The 14,693-nt window shown below is 72.1% G+C and carries 15 protein-coding genes; 6 read left to right on the top strand and 9 right to left on the bottom strand.

Going from position 1 to position 14,693, the window contains the following annotated elements; genetic code table 11:
- The first annotated feature begins 198 nt into the window (after positions 1–198).
- Genes LG395_RS32865 through LG395_RS32855 form a run of 3 tightly spaced genes read left to right on the top strand, consistent with a single transcriptional unit; the run spans position 199 to position 2,937 of the window.
- Positions 199–1,269, top strand: coding sequence for a M4 family metallopeptidase (locus tag LG395_RS32865; RefSeq protein ID WP_225812279.1), 1,071 nt, complete (start codon positions 199–201; stop codon positions 1,267–1,269).
- Between the two features lie 21 nt (positions 1,270–1,290).
- Positions 1,291–1,557 carry a protealysin inhibitor emfourin gene (locus LG395_RS32860; protein ID WP_225812278.1) on the top strand — a complete coding sequence of 89 codons (267 nt, stop codon included), beginning with the start codon at positions 1,291–1,293 and terminating at the stop codon, positions 1,555–1,557.
- A gap of 57 nt (positions 1,558–1,614) precedes the next feature.
- Positions 1,615–2,937, top strand: a complete 1,323-nt coding sequence (locus tag LG395_RS32855; RefSeq protein WP_225812277.1) for a GH1 family beta-glucosidase — start codon at positions 1,615–1,617, stop codon at positions 2,935–2,937.
- Here LG395_RS32855 and LG395_RS32850 read toward each other — a convergent pair.
- Positions 2,932–3,777 (bottom strand): NAD-dependent epimerase/dehydratase family protein, encoded by an 846-nt coding sequence (locus LG395_RS32850; protein WP_225812276.1) that lies wholly within the window; start codon positions 3,775–3,777, stop codon positions 2,932–2,934. The two genes, LG395_RS32855 and LG395_RS32850, sit on opposite strands and share 6 nt — an antisense overlap.
- A gap of 135 nt (positions 3,778–3,912) precedes the next feature.
- On the opposite strand from LG395_RS32850, the gene LG395_RS32845 reads away from it, so the two are divergent.
- Positions 3,913–4,767 (top strand): helix-turn-helix transcriptional regulator, encoded by an 855-nt coding sequence (locus LG395_RS32845; protein WP_225812275.1) that lies wholly within the window; start codon positions 3,913–3,915, stop codon positions 4,765–4,767.
- A 189-nt stretch (positions 4,768–4,956) separates the two neighbouring features.
- Here LG395_RS32845 and era read toward each other — a convergent pair whose 3' ends face one another.
- Positions 4,957–5,910, bottom strand: coding sequence for a GTPase Era (gene era / locus LG395_RS32840; RefSeq protein WP_171156499.1), 954 nt, complete (start codon positions 5,908–5,910; stop codon positions 4,957–4,959).
- 174 nt (positions 5,911–6,084) lie between these two features.
- Here era and LG395_RS32835 point away from each other — a divergent pair, with 174 nt between their 5' ends.
- The gene (locus LG395_RS32835; RefSeq protein WP_171156497.1) at positions 6,085–7,389 is read left to right on the top strand and encodes an ammonium transporter; all 1,305 of its coding nucleotides are present in this window, start codon (positions 6,085–6,087) and stop codon (positions 7,387–7,389) included.
- Between the two features lie 5 nt (positions 7,390–7,394).
- A complete protein-coding gene (locus LG395_RS32830; protein ID WP_171156495.1) occupies positions 7,395–7,733 on the top strand; it encodes a P-II family nitrogen regulator in 339 nt (112 codons plus the stop codon).
- A 70-nt stretch (positions 7,734–7,803) separates the two neighbouring features.
- Here LG395_RS32830 and LG395_RS32825 read toward each other — a convergent pair whose 3' ends face one another.
- The 7 genes from LG395_RS32825 to LG395_RS32795 form a co-directional block, all read right to left on the bottom strand.
- Positions 7,804–8,157 (bottom strand): cytidine deaminase-like protein, encoded by a 354-nt coding sequence (locus tag LG395_RS32825; protein ID WP_171156494.1) that lies wholly within the window; start codon positions 8,155–8,157, stop codon positions 7,804–7,806.
- A 47-nt stretch (positions 8,158–8,204) separates the two neighbouring features.
- A complete protein-coding gene (locus tag LG395_RS32820; protein ID WP_171156492.1) occupies positions 8,205–8,564 on the bottom strand; it encodes an MmcQ/YjbR family DNA-binding protein in 360 nt (119 codons plus the stop codon).
- Positions 8,561–9,862, bottom strand: coding sequence for a hemolysin family protein (locus tag LG395_RS32815; RefSeq protein ID WP_171156489.1), 1,302 nt, complete (start codon positions 9,860–9,862; stop codon positions 8,561–8,563). The genes LG395_RS32820 and LG395_RS32815 overlap by 4 nt, the downstream gene beginning before the upstream one ends.
- Positions 9,863–9,869: 7 nt before the next feature.
- Positions 9,870–10,367, bottom strand: coding sequence for an rRNA maturation RNase YbeY (gene ybeY / locus LG395_RS32810; RefSeq protein ID WP_189882633.1), 498 nt, complete (start codon positions 10,365–10,367; stop codon positions 9,870–9,872).
- Positions 10,368–10,379: 12 nt separating this feature from the next.
- Complete coding sequence (locus tag LG395_RS32805; RefSeq protein ID WP_171156486.1) at positions 10,380–11,462, bottom strand: PhoH family protein; 1,083 nt, start codon at positions 11,460–11,462, stop codon at positions 10,380–10,382.
- A gap of 487 nt (positions 11,463–11,949) precedes the next feature.
- A complete protein-coding gene (locus tag LG395_RS32800; RefSeq protein WP_372463501.1) occupies positions 11,950–13,107 on the bottom strand; it encodes a carbohydrate kinase family protein in 1,158 nt (385 codons plus the stop codon).
- 75 nt (positions 13,108–13,182) lie between these two features.
- The gene (locus tag LG395_RS32795; protein WP_225812274.1) at positions 13,183–14,472 is read right to left on the bottom strand and encodes a glucarate dehydratase family protein; all 1,290 of its coding nucleotides are present in this window, start codon (positions 14,470–14,472) and stop codon (positions 13,183–13,185) included.
- Between the last annotated feature and the right edge of the window lie 221 nt (positions 14,473–14,693).

Genomic DNA, 14,693 nt, shown 5'->3' with positions numbered 1-14,693 from the left:
CCGCAGCCTAGCCGAGCCGTTCCGGGTGCGCGGGCCTGTCCCAGTATGCGGGACCGCGCGGCAAATGCGGACAAAAAGTGCGACGTACCACATCGCCCTATCACACAGTCACGATCCGTCGCGGTGGGTGTCCTGGTATTTCACCAATCATGGTGGCAGGTAGTGACAGCCACATCACGCAGTGCAATGGTGCGGAACATGACGACCAACGGGGGCTCCCAGCCCGTCTTCTGCACGATCGTGCCGCCGCACGTCCTCGACAGGCTCGCCCGCAACGAGGACCCCGCGCTGTCCGGTCCGGCCCGCCGGTCCCTGGAACACGACGCCTACCAGCGCACCAAGCGCCGCCTGACCACAGTGATCGGTGCCGCCTCCGCCGCCCCGCCCGCGGGCGCCGCCGCCGACAAGCCGCACCGCACCGTCTACGACGCCGGGCACACCCAGGACCTGCCCGGCACCAAGGTCCGCGAGGAGGGCTCCGAGCCCGGCTCCGACGCCACGGTGAACCGCGCCTACGCGGGCCTCGGCGCCACCTTCGAGCTGTACCTCAAGGTCTACGGCCGGCACTCCATCGACGACAGCGGGATGCCGCTCGACGCCACCGTGCACTTCGGCGAGAACTACGACAACGCCTTCTGGAACGGCGAGCAGATGGTGTTCGGCGACGGCGACGACGAGATCTTCCTGGACTTCACCATCCCGGTCGACGTCATCGGGCACGAACTGACCCACGGCGTCACCCAGCACACCGCGAACCTGGAGTACTACGGCCAGTCGGGCGCCCTGAACGAGTCGGTGTCGGACGTCTTCGGCTCGCTGATCAAGCAGTACACCCTCGGCCAGACCGCCGCCGAGGCCGACTGGCTGATCGGCGCCGGGCTCCTCGCACCGCGCGTCACCGGCACCGCCCTGCGCTCGATGAAGGCCCCGGGCACGGCGTACGACGACGACGTCCTCGGCAAGGACCCGCAGCCGGCGAAGATGGAGGACTACGTCCGCACCGGCCGCGACAACGGCGGCGTGCACATCAACTCCGGCATCCCCAACCACGCCTTCTACCTGGCCGCCACCGCCCTCGGCGGCTACGCCTGGGAGAAGGCCGGGCGGATCTGGTACGACGTGCTGACCGGCGGCGATCTGAAGGAGGACGCCCTCTTCGCCGACTTCGCCACGCTGACGGTGAAGGCGGCCAGGGAGCGGTACGGCACGGGAGACGAACTCCAGGCCGTGCAGAAGGCGTGGGAACAGGTCGGGGTGCGGACGCTGTAGTTCCGTACTACACAGGGACCCATGCGTATTCGAGTGCGGCGCACGGGCGGTTTCGCGGGCATCGAGCGCCGGGCCGAGATGGACACCTCGGGCCGGCCCGACGTCGAGGAGTGGCGGTCCCTGGCCGAACGCGCCCTCGCGTCCGGCCGGGACACCCCTCCGGCGGGCGTCCCGGACGGATTCAGGTACGAGATCACGGTGGACGGCCGCACGGTGTACGCGGCGGATCCCCTGCTGACCGAGGCCCAGCGGGAACTGGTCTCGCGGGTGCTGAAGGAGGGCGCGTAACGGCCGTCCCACGCACGGGCGTTGACTTCCGTTACCGCCGGTACGGATGATCCGGCCATGGCGACTGACACAGGCACGGCGATCCCCCGGTTCCCGCCCGGCTTCCTGTGGGGCGTGTCGACCTCCGCCCACCAGATCGAGGGCGCGGCCGAGGAGCGGGAGCCGTCCGTCTGGGACGTGTTCACGGCCGGGCCCGGGCGGGTGAAGGACGGCTCGACGGCCGCGGTGGCCTGCGACCACTACCACCGCTACCGGGAGGACGTGTCCCTCCTCGCCGGTCTCGGCGTGGACGCCTACCGCTTCTCGGTCTCCTGGCCCCGGGTGAACTCCCCCGGCGGCGCGGACTTCTATGACCGCCTGGTGGACGCGCTGTGCGAAGCCGGCGTCCGGCCGGTGCCGACCCTCTTCCACTGGGACCTGCCGGCGCACCTGGACTGGCTGGACCGGGACACGGCGGCCCGGTTCGCCGACCACGTGGCGGTGGTGGCGGACCGGCTCGGCGACCGGGTGCACACCTGGATCACCCTCAACGAGCCCGCCGAACACACCCTCCTGGGGCACGCGATCGGCGCCCACGCCCCCGGCCGGCACCTGCTCTTCGACGCCCTCCCCGTCGCCCACCACCAGCTCCTCGCCCACGGCCTCGCGGTCCGGGCCCTGCGCGCGGCCGGCGCCACGGACATCGGCATCGCCAACTCCCACGGCCCGGTCTGGCCCGCCTCACCGGAGCAGGCGGACGAGGACGCGGCCGGCTTCTACGACCTGCTGCTCAACCGCCTGTTCGCCGAGCCGGTCATCCTGGGGGCGTACCCGGAGGGCATGGGCGAGCTGATGCCGGGGGACGTCGAGGCCGACCTGGAGGTGATCGCCGAGCCGGTCGACTGGTACGGCGTCAACTACTACGCCCCGACGCGGGTGGGCGCCCCGCAGGGCACCGACACCGAGTTCGGCGGACTGACGGTGCCGGCCGGACTGCCCTTCTCCGTGCGGGAGATCGAGGGCCGGCCGGTGACCGACTTCGGCTGGCCGGTCGTACCGGAAGGGCTGACGGACGTGCTCACCGGGTTCCGTGAGCGCTACGGCGACCGGCTCCCGCCCGTCGTCATCACCGAGAACGGCTGCTCCTACGAGGGCGTCGACGACCAGGACCGCATCGCCTACCTGGACGCCCACGTCCGGGCCCTGCACCGGGCGATCGAGGCCGGGGTCGACGTGCGCGGCTACTTCGTGTGGTCCCTCATGGACAACTTCGAGTGGGCCGAGGGCTACGCCCGCCGGTTCGGCCTGGTGCACGTGGACTTCGAGTCGCTGGAACGCACGCCCAAGGCCTCCTACCACTGGTTCCGGGAGCTGCTGCGAGCCCAGCGCCCGCCCTCATAGGGCGCCGGCGTCCCGCGCCGCCCACAGGGTCGGGAAGTGCGGCCGGTACCCCAGTTCGCGGCGGACGCGGTCGGTGGACGCGATGCCGTACCAGGGGTCCGGGTCCGGTCCGTCCGCCGGCGGTTCGGCGCCGAGCAGCTGGTGGATCTCCAGCACGGTGACGGGGGCGTCGTCGGCGATGTTGTAGACACGGCCGTCGGCGCCGGGGGCGTACAGCAGGCGTAGCAGGCCCTGGGCGGCGTCGGCGACGTGCACCAGGTGGTGCCGCTTGGTGGCCGGCTGGGTCGCGGTCCAGCGGGTGATGCCCGGCAGGTGCGGGTCGCCCTCGCCGTACACGAAGGCGAGGCGGCCGATCCGGACGTCCAGCCCTTCCAGCGCGAGCAGCCCGTGCTCGGCCTCCAGCTTGGACTCCGGGTACGTCATCCACATCGGCCCGCCCGGCACGGACGGGTCGTCCTCGACGTGCGGCCGGCCTCGTCCCTCGCCGTACACCAGGATGGTGCTGGCCTGCACGAACCGCCGTACTCCGGAGGCGACGGCCGCCCGGCCCAGCTCCACCGCGGCGTCCCGGTTGACGGCCCGTATCTCCTCGTCCGGCACGCCCCGGAAGGAAGCGGCGATGTTCACGACGGCGTCCGCCCCGGTGAGCGCCTTGCCGAGGACGTCGGTGTCGCGCAGGTCGCCGACGACGACCTCGGCGCCGCGCTCGGCGAGGGCGGCGGCGCGGGTCTCGTCGCGGACGATCACCCGCACCCGCTCGCCGGGGCGGGCCTGGGAGAGCAGGCGGGGGACGAACCCGCGGCCCACCTGTCCGGTGGCGCCGGTGACCAGGGTCAGCATGGTGGTGCTCCTTCTCGATCGGGTCTCGTTCGGTGCGCCCAGCCTCGGCGGTGGGCGGCGCCGCCGGGAGAGACCTCCTGATCGGGGGACCGGCAGTCCCTGGATAAGCCGGCCGGTCTGCCGCAGCCTGGAGGGGTGAACCGAGCCGAACTCGCCGACTTCCTGCGCCGTGGCCGCGCCCGTCTGGAACCGTCCGACGTGGGCCTGGCGCCCGGCGCCCGCCGCCGCACGCCCGGACTGCGCCGGGAGGAGGTGGCGGCGCTGGCCGGGATGTCGGTCGACTACTACACGCGCCTGGAACAGTCCCGGGGCCCGCGTCCGTCCCGTCAGATGCTCACGGCGCTGGCGCGGGCGCTGCGGCTGACCGAAGACGAACGGGACCACCTGTTCCACCTGGTGGGCGAGGAGCCGCCGCGCCGGGACGCGGCCTCGGCGCACGTCCGGCCGGGGCTGCTGCTGGTCCTGGACCGGCTGTACGACTCACCGGCGCAGGTGGTCACGGACCTGGGGGCGGTGCTGGCGCAGAACGCGCTGGCCAAGGCGCTGGTCGGGGACGTGCTCACCCGCCCGCCGCGCGAGCGGAACCTCACCCGCCGGTTCTTTCTGGATCCCACGGCTCGCGCGCTCTTCCCGCCGGAGGACTACCCGGCCCACGCCCGGGACCACGTGGCCAACCTCCGCGCGGTGGCCGCGGCCCGCCCCGACGACCCGGAACCGGCGGCCCTGGTGGCCGAACTGCGGGCGGAGAGCGAGGAGTTCGCCCGGCTCTGGGAGGAACACGAGGTGTCCCTGCGCCGCCCGGGCACCAAGCGCTTCCTGCACCCGGTGGTGGGCCTGCTGGAACTGGACTGCGAGGTCCTGCTGAGCCACCACAGCCGCCACCACCTGATCATCCACACGGCCCGCCCGGGCACGGAGTCGCACGAGAGGCTGGAGCTGCTGCGGGTGGTGGGGACGCAGGACATGACCCCGACGGAAGCCGTCGGCTAGGGTCTTTCGTTTGGATCAGGCCGGATCAGGGAGCGGGGTCTGGTGCCGTGCATCGCAAGGCGGAGGAGGGCGCCATGGCGGAGCCATGGCAACCGACGACAACGCGGCGAGGCGCGGTGCCAGGGCCCGCGAGCCCGGCATGATCCAAACGAAAGACCCTGAAACCGGTCCTCCAGGCGGCGCGAAGGGTCAGAAACCCAGCCTGCGCAGCTGCTTGGGGTCGCGCTGCCAGTCCTTGGCCACCTTCACGTGCAGGTCGAGGAAGACGGGCGTGCCGAGCAGTGCCTCGATGTGCTTGCGGGACTTGATGCCGACCTCCTTCAGGCGCTTGCCCTTGGGGCCGATGATGATGCCCTTCTGGCTGGGGCGCTCGATGTAGACGTTGGCGTGGATGTCCAGCAGCGGCCGGTCGGCGGGCCGGTCCTCGCGCGGGAGCATCTCCTCGACGACGACCGCGATGGAGTGCGGCAGCTCGTCCCGGACGCCCTCCAGCGCGGCTTCCCGGATCAGCTCGGCCACCATCACCTGCTCGGGCTCGTCCGTCAGGTCGCCCTCGGGGTAGAGCGCGGGTCCCTCCGGAAGCAGCGGGACCAGGAGGTCGGCCAGGAGGTCCACCTGCTTGGACCCGACCGCCGACACCGGCACGATCTCCGCCCACTCGATGCCCAGCTCCTTGCCCAGCTGGTCGATGGCGATGAGCTGCTCGGCGAGAGCCTTGGAGTCGACGAGGTCGGTCTTCGTCACGATGGCGACCTTCGGGGTCTTCTTGATCCCCGCCAGTTCCTTGGCGATGAACCGGTCGCCCGGGCCGATCTTCTGGTCCGCCGGCAGGCAGAAGCCGATCACGTCGACCTCGGCCCAGGTCGTGCGGACCACGTCGTTGAGGCGTTCGCCGAGCAGCGTGCGCGGCTTGTGCAGCCCAGGGGTGTCGACCAGGATGAGCTGGGCGTCGGGCCGGTGCACGATGCCCCGCACCGTGTGCCGGGTGGTCTGGGGGCGGTTGGAGGTGATCGCCACCTTCTGCCCGACCAGAGCGTTCGTGAGGGTGGACTTGCCCGCGTTGGGGCGGCCCACGAAGCAGGCGAAGCCGGCGCGGTGGACGGTCTCGGCCGGCTGCTCGGAAGTCTGGGTACGAACGCTCATGCCGCCCATTCTCCCTGATCCACAGAGCGGCGCCGCACCACGGCCGCCGCACACCCCGCGCGGTGAGCTTCCGGAAACCCGCACGCAACGAAACGTCACGGAAACACACCCGTACGCGACCGGAAACGCACACCGGTGACCCTCTGACGCAGCCCCCACCCGTTGGAGACGCCCGTGACCCACGCCGCAGCCCACGTGAACACCGGCGACACCGCCTGGCTGCTCGCCGCGACCGCCCTCGTCCTGCTGATGACCCCGGGCCTCGCCCTGTTCTACGGCGGCATGGTCCGCACGAAGAGCGTCCTCAACATGCTGATGATGAGCTTCGTGTCGATCGCCCTGGTCACGGTGGTGTGGCTGGCGGCCGGCTACTCCCTCGCCTTCGGCGACGACGTCGGCGGCGGGCTGATCGGCGGCCTCCACCAGGCCGGGATGCGCGGGCTGGGCCCGGACAGCGTGCACGGCACGGTCCCGGCCGTCCTGTTCGCCACCTTCCAGCTGACCTTCGCGATCGTCACGGCCGCTCTGATCAGCGGCGCCGTCGCCGACCGCACGAAGTTCTCGGCGTGGCTGGTCTTCGTACCGCTGTGGACGCTCCTCGTGTACGTCCCGGTCACCCACTGGGTGTGGGGCCCGGGCGGCTGGATCCTCGGCAGGCTGGGCGCCCTGGACTTCGCGGGCGGCCTGCCCGTCGAGATCACCTCCGGCGCCTCCGGGCTGGCGCTGTGCCTCGTCCTCGGCCCCCGCCTCGGCTTCAAGAAGGACGCCATGCGCCCGCACAACCTGCCGATGGTCGTCCTCGGCGCCGGTCTCCTCTGGTTCGGCTGGTTCGGGTTCAACGCCGGCTCCGCGCTCGGCGCGAACGGCCTGGCCGCGGCCGCGTTCCTCAACACGCTCGCCGCCGGCTGCACCGGCCTGCTCGGCTGGCTCTTCGTCGAGCAGCGCCGCGACGGCCACCCCACCACCCTGGGCGCCGCCTCCGGCGCGGTGGCCGGCCTGGTCGCCATCACCCCCTCGTGCGGCACGGTCTCCCTGCTCGGCGCCCTGGTCGTGGGCCTCGCCGCCGGTGTCGTCTGCTCCTACGCGGTGAGCTGGAAGTTCCGGCTGAACTACGACGACTCCCTGGACGTCGTCGGCGTCCACCTGGTCGGCGGCGTCATCGGCACCCTGCTGATCGGCCTGTTCGCCGAGAAGGCGATGACCGGCGGGACCGAGGGCCTGTTCTACGGCGGCGGGCTCGCCCCGCTCGGCAAGCAGCTGCTCGCCGTGGCCGTCGTCGCGGGGTACGCCTTCTCGGTGACGTACGGCCTGGGCAAGCTGCTCGACAGGGCGCTGGGCCTGCGGGCGAGCGAGGAGCAGGAGCACACCGGCCTCGACCTTACGGTGCACGCCGAGACCGCATACGATCACGGCGTCCTGGGCCACGGCGCCCCGGTCGGCTCGTCCCTCCTCTCCCCCTCCGCCCAGAAGGTCAAGTAGCAGGCATGAAGCTCATCACCGCGATCGTCAAGCCGTACCGGCTGGACGAGGTCAAGACCGCCCTGCAGGAGCTGGGGGTGCACGGGCTGACCGTGACCGAGGCGAGCGGCTACGGCCGGCAGCGCGGCCACACCGAGGTGTACCGGGGGGCCGAGTACCGCGTCGACCTGGTACCGAAGGTGCGCATCGAGGTCGTGGTGGAGGACGCCGCCGCCGACGACGTGATCGACGCCGTCGTCAGGGCCGCGCGGACGGGGAAGATCGGGGACGGGAAGGTGTGGGCCGTTCCCGTGGAGACGGTCGTCCGGGTGCGGACCGGCGAGCGCGGACCCGACGCGCTCTGACCGGCAGCGCCCCGGCGGCGCGCACCGGCGCCACCGGCGGCCGGGGCAGCGCGGAAGCCCGGCGGACCGCTCAGCCGGCGGGGACGGTGACCCGCACCGTGCCGTCGGGTGAGGCCAGCAGCACCGGCGTCTTCGGACCACCGAGGTCGGCGACGGCGGCCAGGTCCTCCGCCGGCAGGGACTCCGCCTCGCTCACCACGGCCGCCGCCTCCAGCGACCGGGCCCCCGAGGCCACGGCCATGGCGACCGCGGTACGCAGCGCGCTCAGCTTCAGCGAGGCCAGCTCCACCGACCCGGCGACGTAGGTGCGCCCGGTCTCGTCCCGCACGGCCGCACCCTCCGGCACGCCGTTGCGGGCCCGCGCGGAACGGGCCAGGGTGACGATCTTGCGGTCCTCGGGATCAAGCGCGGTGCTCTCGGTCATGCCCCGAGCATACGAAGCCCCGGCGGAGCCGCCCGGCACGGGTGTGCTCACGGACGGTCGAGCCGCAGCCGCTCGGCCCGCGGCAGACCCGCCACCACCAGGTCGTACGAGTCCTCGACCAGCTCCCGGACCAGCCGGTCCGGCAGCCCCCCGTCGACCGTCACGGTGTTCCAGTGCCGCTTGTTCATGTGCCAGCCGGGGACGATCAGACCCTCGTGCTCGCCGCGCAGCCGGACGGCGTCCTCCGGGTCGCACTTGAGGTTGACCGTCAGGGGCCGCGCGTCCAGGTGGGTCAGGGCGAACATCCTGCCCAGCACCTTGAAGACCGAGATCTCGGGGCTGAACGGGAAGTCCTCCACGGCCGCGTTGAAGGACAGGCACAGGGCGCGCAGCTCCCGGGGCTTCACTCGGCCGTCTCCTCCTCGGCGACGGGCACGGGCACGGGCTCCACCAGCACCGTGACGATCTTGTTGCGGCGGCCGGCCGCGGCCTCCGCCGTCAGCCTCAGCCGGCGCTCGTCGGGCAGCTCGACCTCGGCGGACGCGCCGGCGATGGGGACGCGGCCGAGTGCCTTGGCGAGCAGCCCGCCGACCGTCTCCACGTCCTCGTCGTCGTACTCCTCCAGGCCGTACAGCTCGCCCAGGTCGGTGATGTCCAGGCGGGCGGTGACCCGGAAGCGGTCGTCGCCGAGCTCCTCCACGGGCGGGAGCTCCCGGTCGTACTCGTCGGTGATCTCGCCGACGATCTCCTCCAGGATGTCCTCGATGGTGACGATCCCGGCCGTGCCGCCGTACTCGTCGATGACGACGGCGACGTGGTTGCGTTCCTTCTGCATCTCGCGCAGCAGGTCGCCGGCGTTCTTGGTGTCGGGCACGAACACCGCCGGGCGCATCGCCGTGGACACCAGGTCGCCCTCCGCCTCCCGGCTGATGTGCGTCTTGCGGACCAGGTCCTTCAGGTACACGATCCCGACGATGTCGTCCTCGCTCTCGCCGGTGACCGGGATGCGGGAGAACCCGGAGCGCAGGGCGAGGGTGAGGGCCTGCCGGATGGTCTTGAAGCGCTCGATGGTGACCAGGTCGGTCCGCGGGACCATGACCTCGCGCACCAGCGTGTCGCCCAGCTCGAAGACCGAGTGCACCATCCGGCGCTCGTCGTCCTCGATCAGCGACTCCTTCTCGGCGAGGTCGACCAGCGCGCGCAGCTCCGCCTCGGAGGCGAAGGGCCCGCGCCTGAAGCCCTTGCCGGGCGTGAGCGCGTTGCCGATGAGGATCAGCAGGGAGGGGACGGGGCCCATGATCCGGGCCAGCGGCAGCAGCACGTAGGCCGCCGCCGTCGCGGTGTTGACCGGGTGCTGGCGGCCGATCGTGCGCGGGGACACCCCCACGGCGACGTACGACACGAGGACCATCACCCCGATGGCGACCAGCAGGGCCTGCCAGGTGGCGGCGAACTCCTGGAGGCAGGCGTACGTCACCAGGGCCGCGGCGGCCATCTCGCAGGCCACGCGGACCAGCAGGGCCACGTTCAGGTAGCGGGTGGGATCGGCGGCCACCTGGGCGAGCCGGGCGCTGCCGCGCCGGCCGGACTTCACGGCCTCCTCGGCGCGGAAGCTGGAGACGCGGGCGAGGCCCGCCTCCGCGCAGGCGGCGAGCCAGGCCACGACGACCAGCGCGATCGCGCCGATCACGATCTGCGGAGACATGCGGCCCCTACGAGACGGTCGGCGCCGGGGACGGCCCGGTCAGACCGTGCTCGGCCCGCCATCCGTCCACGATGGCGGCCTGGAGCCCGAACATCTCGGCCTTCTCGTCGGGCTCCTCGTGGTCGTACCCGAGCAGGTGCAGCACCCCGTGGACGGTGAGCAGCTGGAGCTCCTCGTCCATGGAGTGCCGCGTCGGGGCCTCCGCCCCCTGCTTCGCGGCGACCTCCGGGCACAGCACGATGTCACCGAGCAGGCCCTGCGGCGGCTCGTCGTCGTCCTTGGACGGCGGCCGCAGCTCGTCCATCGGGAACGACATGACATCGGTGGGGCCCGGCAGGTCCATCCACTGGATGTGCAGTTGCTCCATGGCGTCGGCGTCCACGACGATCACCGAGAGCTCGGAGAGCGGGTGGATGCGCATCCGCGCGAGCGCGTAGCGGGCGATGTCGAGGATCGCCTGCTCGTCTACCTCGGTGCCGGACTCGTTGTTGACGTCGATCGACATGGTCGTGCTGGTCTACTTCCCCTTGGTGCCCTTGGCGGCGCCCGACTTGCCACGGACGCCCCTGGGGGCGCCGTTCTCGGTGCCGTTCTTGCTGTCGTACTTCTCGTACGCGTCGACGATACGGCCCACCAGCTTGTGCCGTACGACATCGTGGGACGACAGCCGGGAGAAGTGGACGTCCTCGACGCCCTCCAGGATCTCCTGCACCTGCCTGAGGCCCGACTTCTGCCCGTTCGGCAGGTCGACCTGGGTGACGTCACCCGTGATCACGATCTTCGAGTCGAAGCCGAGGCGGGTGAGGAACATCTTCATCTGTTCGGGGCTCGTGTTCTGGGCCTCGTCCAGGATGATGAAGGCGTCGTTCAGCGTGCGGCCGCGCATGTAGGCGAGCGGCGCGACCTCGATCGTCCCGGCGGCCATCAGCCGCGGGATCGAGTCCGGGTCGATCATGTCGTGCAGCGCGTCGTACAGCGGGCGCAGGTACGGGTCGATCTTCTCGTAGAGCGTGCCGGGCAGGAAGCCGAGCCGCTCGCCCGCCTCCACCGCCGGACGGGTCAGGATGATCCGGTTGACCTGCTTGGACTGCAGGGCCTGTACGGCCTTGGCCATGGCCAGGTAGGTCTTGCCGGTACCGGCGGGGCCGATGCCGAAGACGATCGTGTGCTTGTCGATCGCGTCGACGTACCGCTTCTGGTTGAGGGTCTTCGGGCGGATCGTACGGCCGCGCGAGGACAGGATGTTCTGCGTCAGCACCTCGGCCGGGGTCTCCAGGCCGTCGCTCGTCCCTGCCTCGCTCGCCTTCAGCATGGCGATCGAGCGTTCCACTGCGTCCTCCGTCATCGGCTGCCCGGTGCGGAGCACCAGCATCATCTCTTCGAACACGCGCGAGATGAGGGCGACGTCGACCGGGTCGCCGACCGCGCTGATCTCATTGCCCCGGACGTGGATGTCGGCCGCCGGGAAGGCCGTCTCGATCACGCGCAGGAGGGAGTCGCCGGAACCCAGCACGGTCACCATGGGGTGCTGGGCGGGGACGGTGAACTGCGCTCTCGCCTGCTCCTGCGCGGGGGTGCGAGCTGTGGGTGTCTGTGTCATGGGCCGGCTCTTAAGGCCTGCGCTTCCTCCTCGTCACGGCCGCGTAGCTGAGGGCGGCCTCGCACTGTCCAGAGTACGACGGGGGGCTGACAACACCGTAGGGCTTTTCATACGAGTCACCCGCCGCAGGGTTCCCAGCAGCCCCAGCCCCGGGCCGCGCCCGGCCGCCCGAGCACCACCAGTGCCCCGGCCGCCCGAGCCCCACCCCGTGCCCCTCGCCCCAGCGCCCGAGCGGCACTCCGCACGCTTGCCGACTGCCCAGACCACAGCCCACCCCCTGTCTCCCGGCCGACCGGGCCACCAGCCACGCCCGTCCCCAGCCGCCCGCGCCACACCCGCACGCCCCAGCCACGCGAGCCCACCCCACCGGCTACCTCTCCGCCGACCGAGCCACCCACGCCTGTCCCCCGCCACCCGACCCGCGCGGTTCCCGGGCCGAGTCGGGCGTGGGCGTGGGCAAGAACGGCGAACCCCGCGGAGCCCCCGGTCAGCCGGAGCGGCGGAAGCCGATCGTCGGGACGGCTCGCCGCAACGGCCAGGGCCGGTCCAGTTCCTCCGGCACCAGCCCTTCCAGGAACTCGTACCGCCGAAGCGCCGCCGGCGACTGCCCCGGCAGGGACTGCACGCGCCGCCACCACGCCCCGATCTCCGACCATCCCGGCGCCGACAGGGACCCCCCGAACTCCTGCACCGACAGCGCCGCCGTGAGCCCGGCGAAGGCCAGCCGGTCGGCCAGCGGCCACCCCGCCAGGGACCCCGTCACGAACCCGGCGACGAACACGTCCCCCGCCCCGGTCGGATCCAGCGCCTCCACCTCGATGGCCGGCACCTCCGCCGTCTCCCCGGTCCGCCGGTCCACCGCGTAGGCGCCGTCCGAGCCCAGCGTGACCACGGCGACCGGCACGTACTCGGTCAGGGCGTGCGCGGCGAGCCGCGGACAGTCGGTGCCGGTGTACCGCTTGGCCTCCTCCGCGTTGGGCAGGAAGGCCTCGCAGTGCTCCAGGTCGGCCAGCCCGGCCAGGTCCCACGCGCCCGTCTCGTCCCAGCCGACGTCGGCGAAGATGCGGGTCCCCGTGCGGGCGGCCTGCGCGATCCAGGGCGCGCCGCGGCCGGGCGTGAGCGAGGCGACGGCGGCCCGCGCGCGGGGCGGCCGTACGGTGGCGTCCTCCTGGAGGAGCACGGCCTCCGCCGGCGGCTCGTGCCCGTGGGAGACCATGGTCCGCTCGCCCTCGTAGGCCATGGAGACGGTCACCGGCGAGTGCCAGCCGGGCACCGTCCGCGAGGCGGACAGGTCGATGCCCTCGCCCTGTTCCAGCGCGTCCCAGCAGTACTCGCCGTAGTGGTCGTCGCCGAAGGCCGCCGCGAGCGCGGTCCGCAGGCCGAGCCGGGCCAGGGCGGCGGCCATGTTGGCGACCCCGCCGGGGCTGGAGCCCATGCCCCGGGCCCAGGACTCGGTGCCGCGCACCGGCGCCGAGTCCAGGCCGGTGAAGATGATGTCGAGGAAGACGGTGCCGGTGAGGTAGACGTCCCAGGGCGGGTCACCGGGGGCGCGCAGCGCGGCGAGCGGGTCGACCTGGATCTGGCAGCGCGCTGCCTGGGTGAGGTGTTCCGGTTCCTCTCCGGTGAGGGTGTACGACGACGTCACGGTGCGCTCCCTGGCGTGGTGCGGTTCTGGCCAGTGTGCACCAGGCCACGCACCGGGATGCCGTGTGGCGCCGGGTCACCAGCGCGGCATCGCCGGCGTCCGCCAGTCCGGTTCGGCGGTGCGCATGGCCGCCGCGTCGTCGCGGTCGCGCAGCGAGCCGTCGTCCTCGGCCCACCGCCGGTGCAGCCGGGCCAGTTCGTCCCGGTCCAGTTCGACGCCGAGGCCCGGAGCGTCGGACACCGCGACCCGGCCGCCGTCGAAGGCGATCCGTTCGGTGAGGACGTCCTCGGACTGCCAGGGGTAGTGGGAGTCGCAGGCGTGGTGGAGGTTGGGGACCGTGGCCGCCACCTGGGTCATCGCGGCGAGGCTGATGCCGAGATGGGTGTTGGAGTGCATCGACACCCCGACCCCGAAGGCGGCGCAGATCGCCGCGAGGTGCTGGGTGTTGCGCAGCCCGCCCCAGTAGTGGTGGTCGGACAGGACGACCTGGACGGCGTCCTTCGTGAACGCCTCCTTGATCTCGCCGAAGGTGGTGACGCACATGTTGGTGGCCAGCGGGACCTCCGTGCGGGCCGCCACCTGTGCCATGGCGGGTGTGCCGAGCGCCGGGTCTTCCAGGTACTCCAGGACGTCGCCGAGTTCGGCCGCGACCTTCAGCGAGGTCTCCACCGACCAGGCGCCGTTGGGGTCGAGCCGCAGCGGGTGTCCGGGGAAGGCGGCGGCGAGGGCGCGGACGGCGGCGATCTCCTCGTCGGGCGGGAACACGCCGCCCTTGAGCTTGAACGAGCCGAAGCCGTACCGCTCCTGGAGCCGGCGCGCCTGTTCCACCACGCCGGCCGGGTCGAGCGCGGCGCCCCACTCGTCCGGTTCGGCGCGGACGCCCGCCGGGTGCCGGTCCCACTTGTAGAAGAGGTAGGCGCTGTACTCGACCGCGTCCCGCACCTTCCCGCCGAGCAGCGCGTGCACCGGCAGGCCGAGCGCCCTGCCCTGGGCGTCGAGGCAGGCGACCTCGAAGGCGGACAGCACGGACAGCCGGAGCTTGTCGGCGGTCTGCACCCCGCGCAGCCCGCCCGCGTCCGCCTGCCCCTCCACCCGGGTGGCGTCCACGTCGAGGTCGATGCCGAAGAGGCCGTTCACGTCCATGACCGACCGTCCGGTGAGCCGGTCGGCCAGCGGCCGGGCCAGCTCCAGGTACTTGGTGTCGCCGTAGGTCTCGCCGAGCCCGGTGGTCCCGTCGGCGGTGACGATCTCCACGATCAGCCGGGGGGTGTACGGCTGGTGCACGCCCTGGGTGTTGAGCAACGGCGGGTCGGCGACCAGGATCGGGGTCAGCCGCACCTCGGCGATGGTCAGGTCACGGGTCACGGGGAGCTCCTACGAGGTCGGGTCCGGCGGCGAGGAGGGCCTTCGGGCCGGCGAGGCCGACGGGCGAGGGGTCGGCGAGCTTCCCTCCAACCATCTCCCCTTATGAATGACATCCACATATGAGAACGGAGGCTAAAGCCTCCTACCCGCACGCGCCACCCCCAAACGCCACCGTGATCCGGATCACACCCACCGGTCTTCTTCGGGAACCACGTGCTTGA

The sequence above is a fragment of the Streptomyces spinosus genome, from assembly GCF_020400655.1.
GTDB classification, from domain to species: domain Bacteria; phylum Actinomycetota; class Actinomycetes; order Streptomycetales; family Streptomycetaceae; genus Streptomyces; species Streptomyces argyrophylli.
Note: the sequence above shows the minus strand (reverse complement) of the source record. Positions and strands in the feature narration are given on the sequence as shown.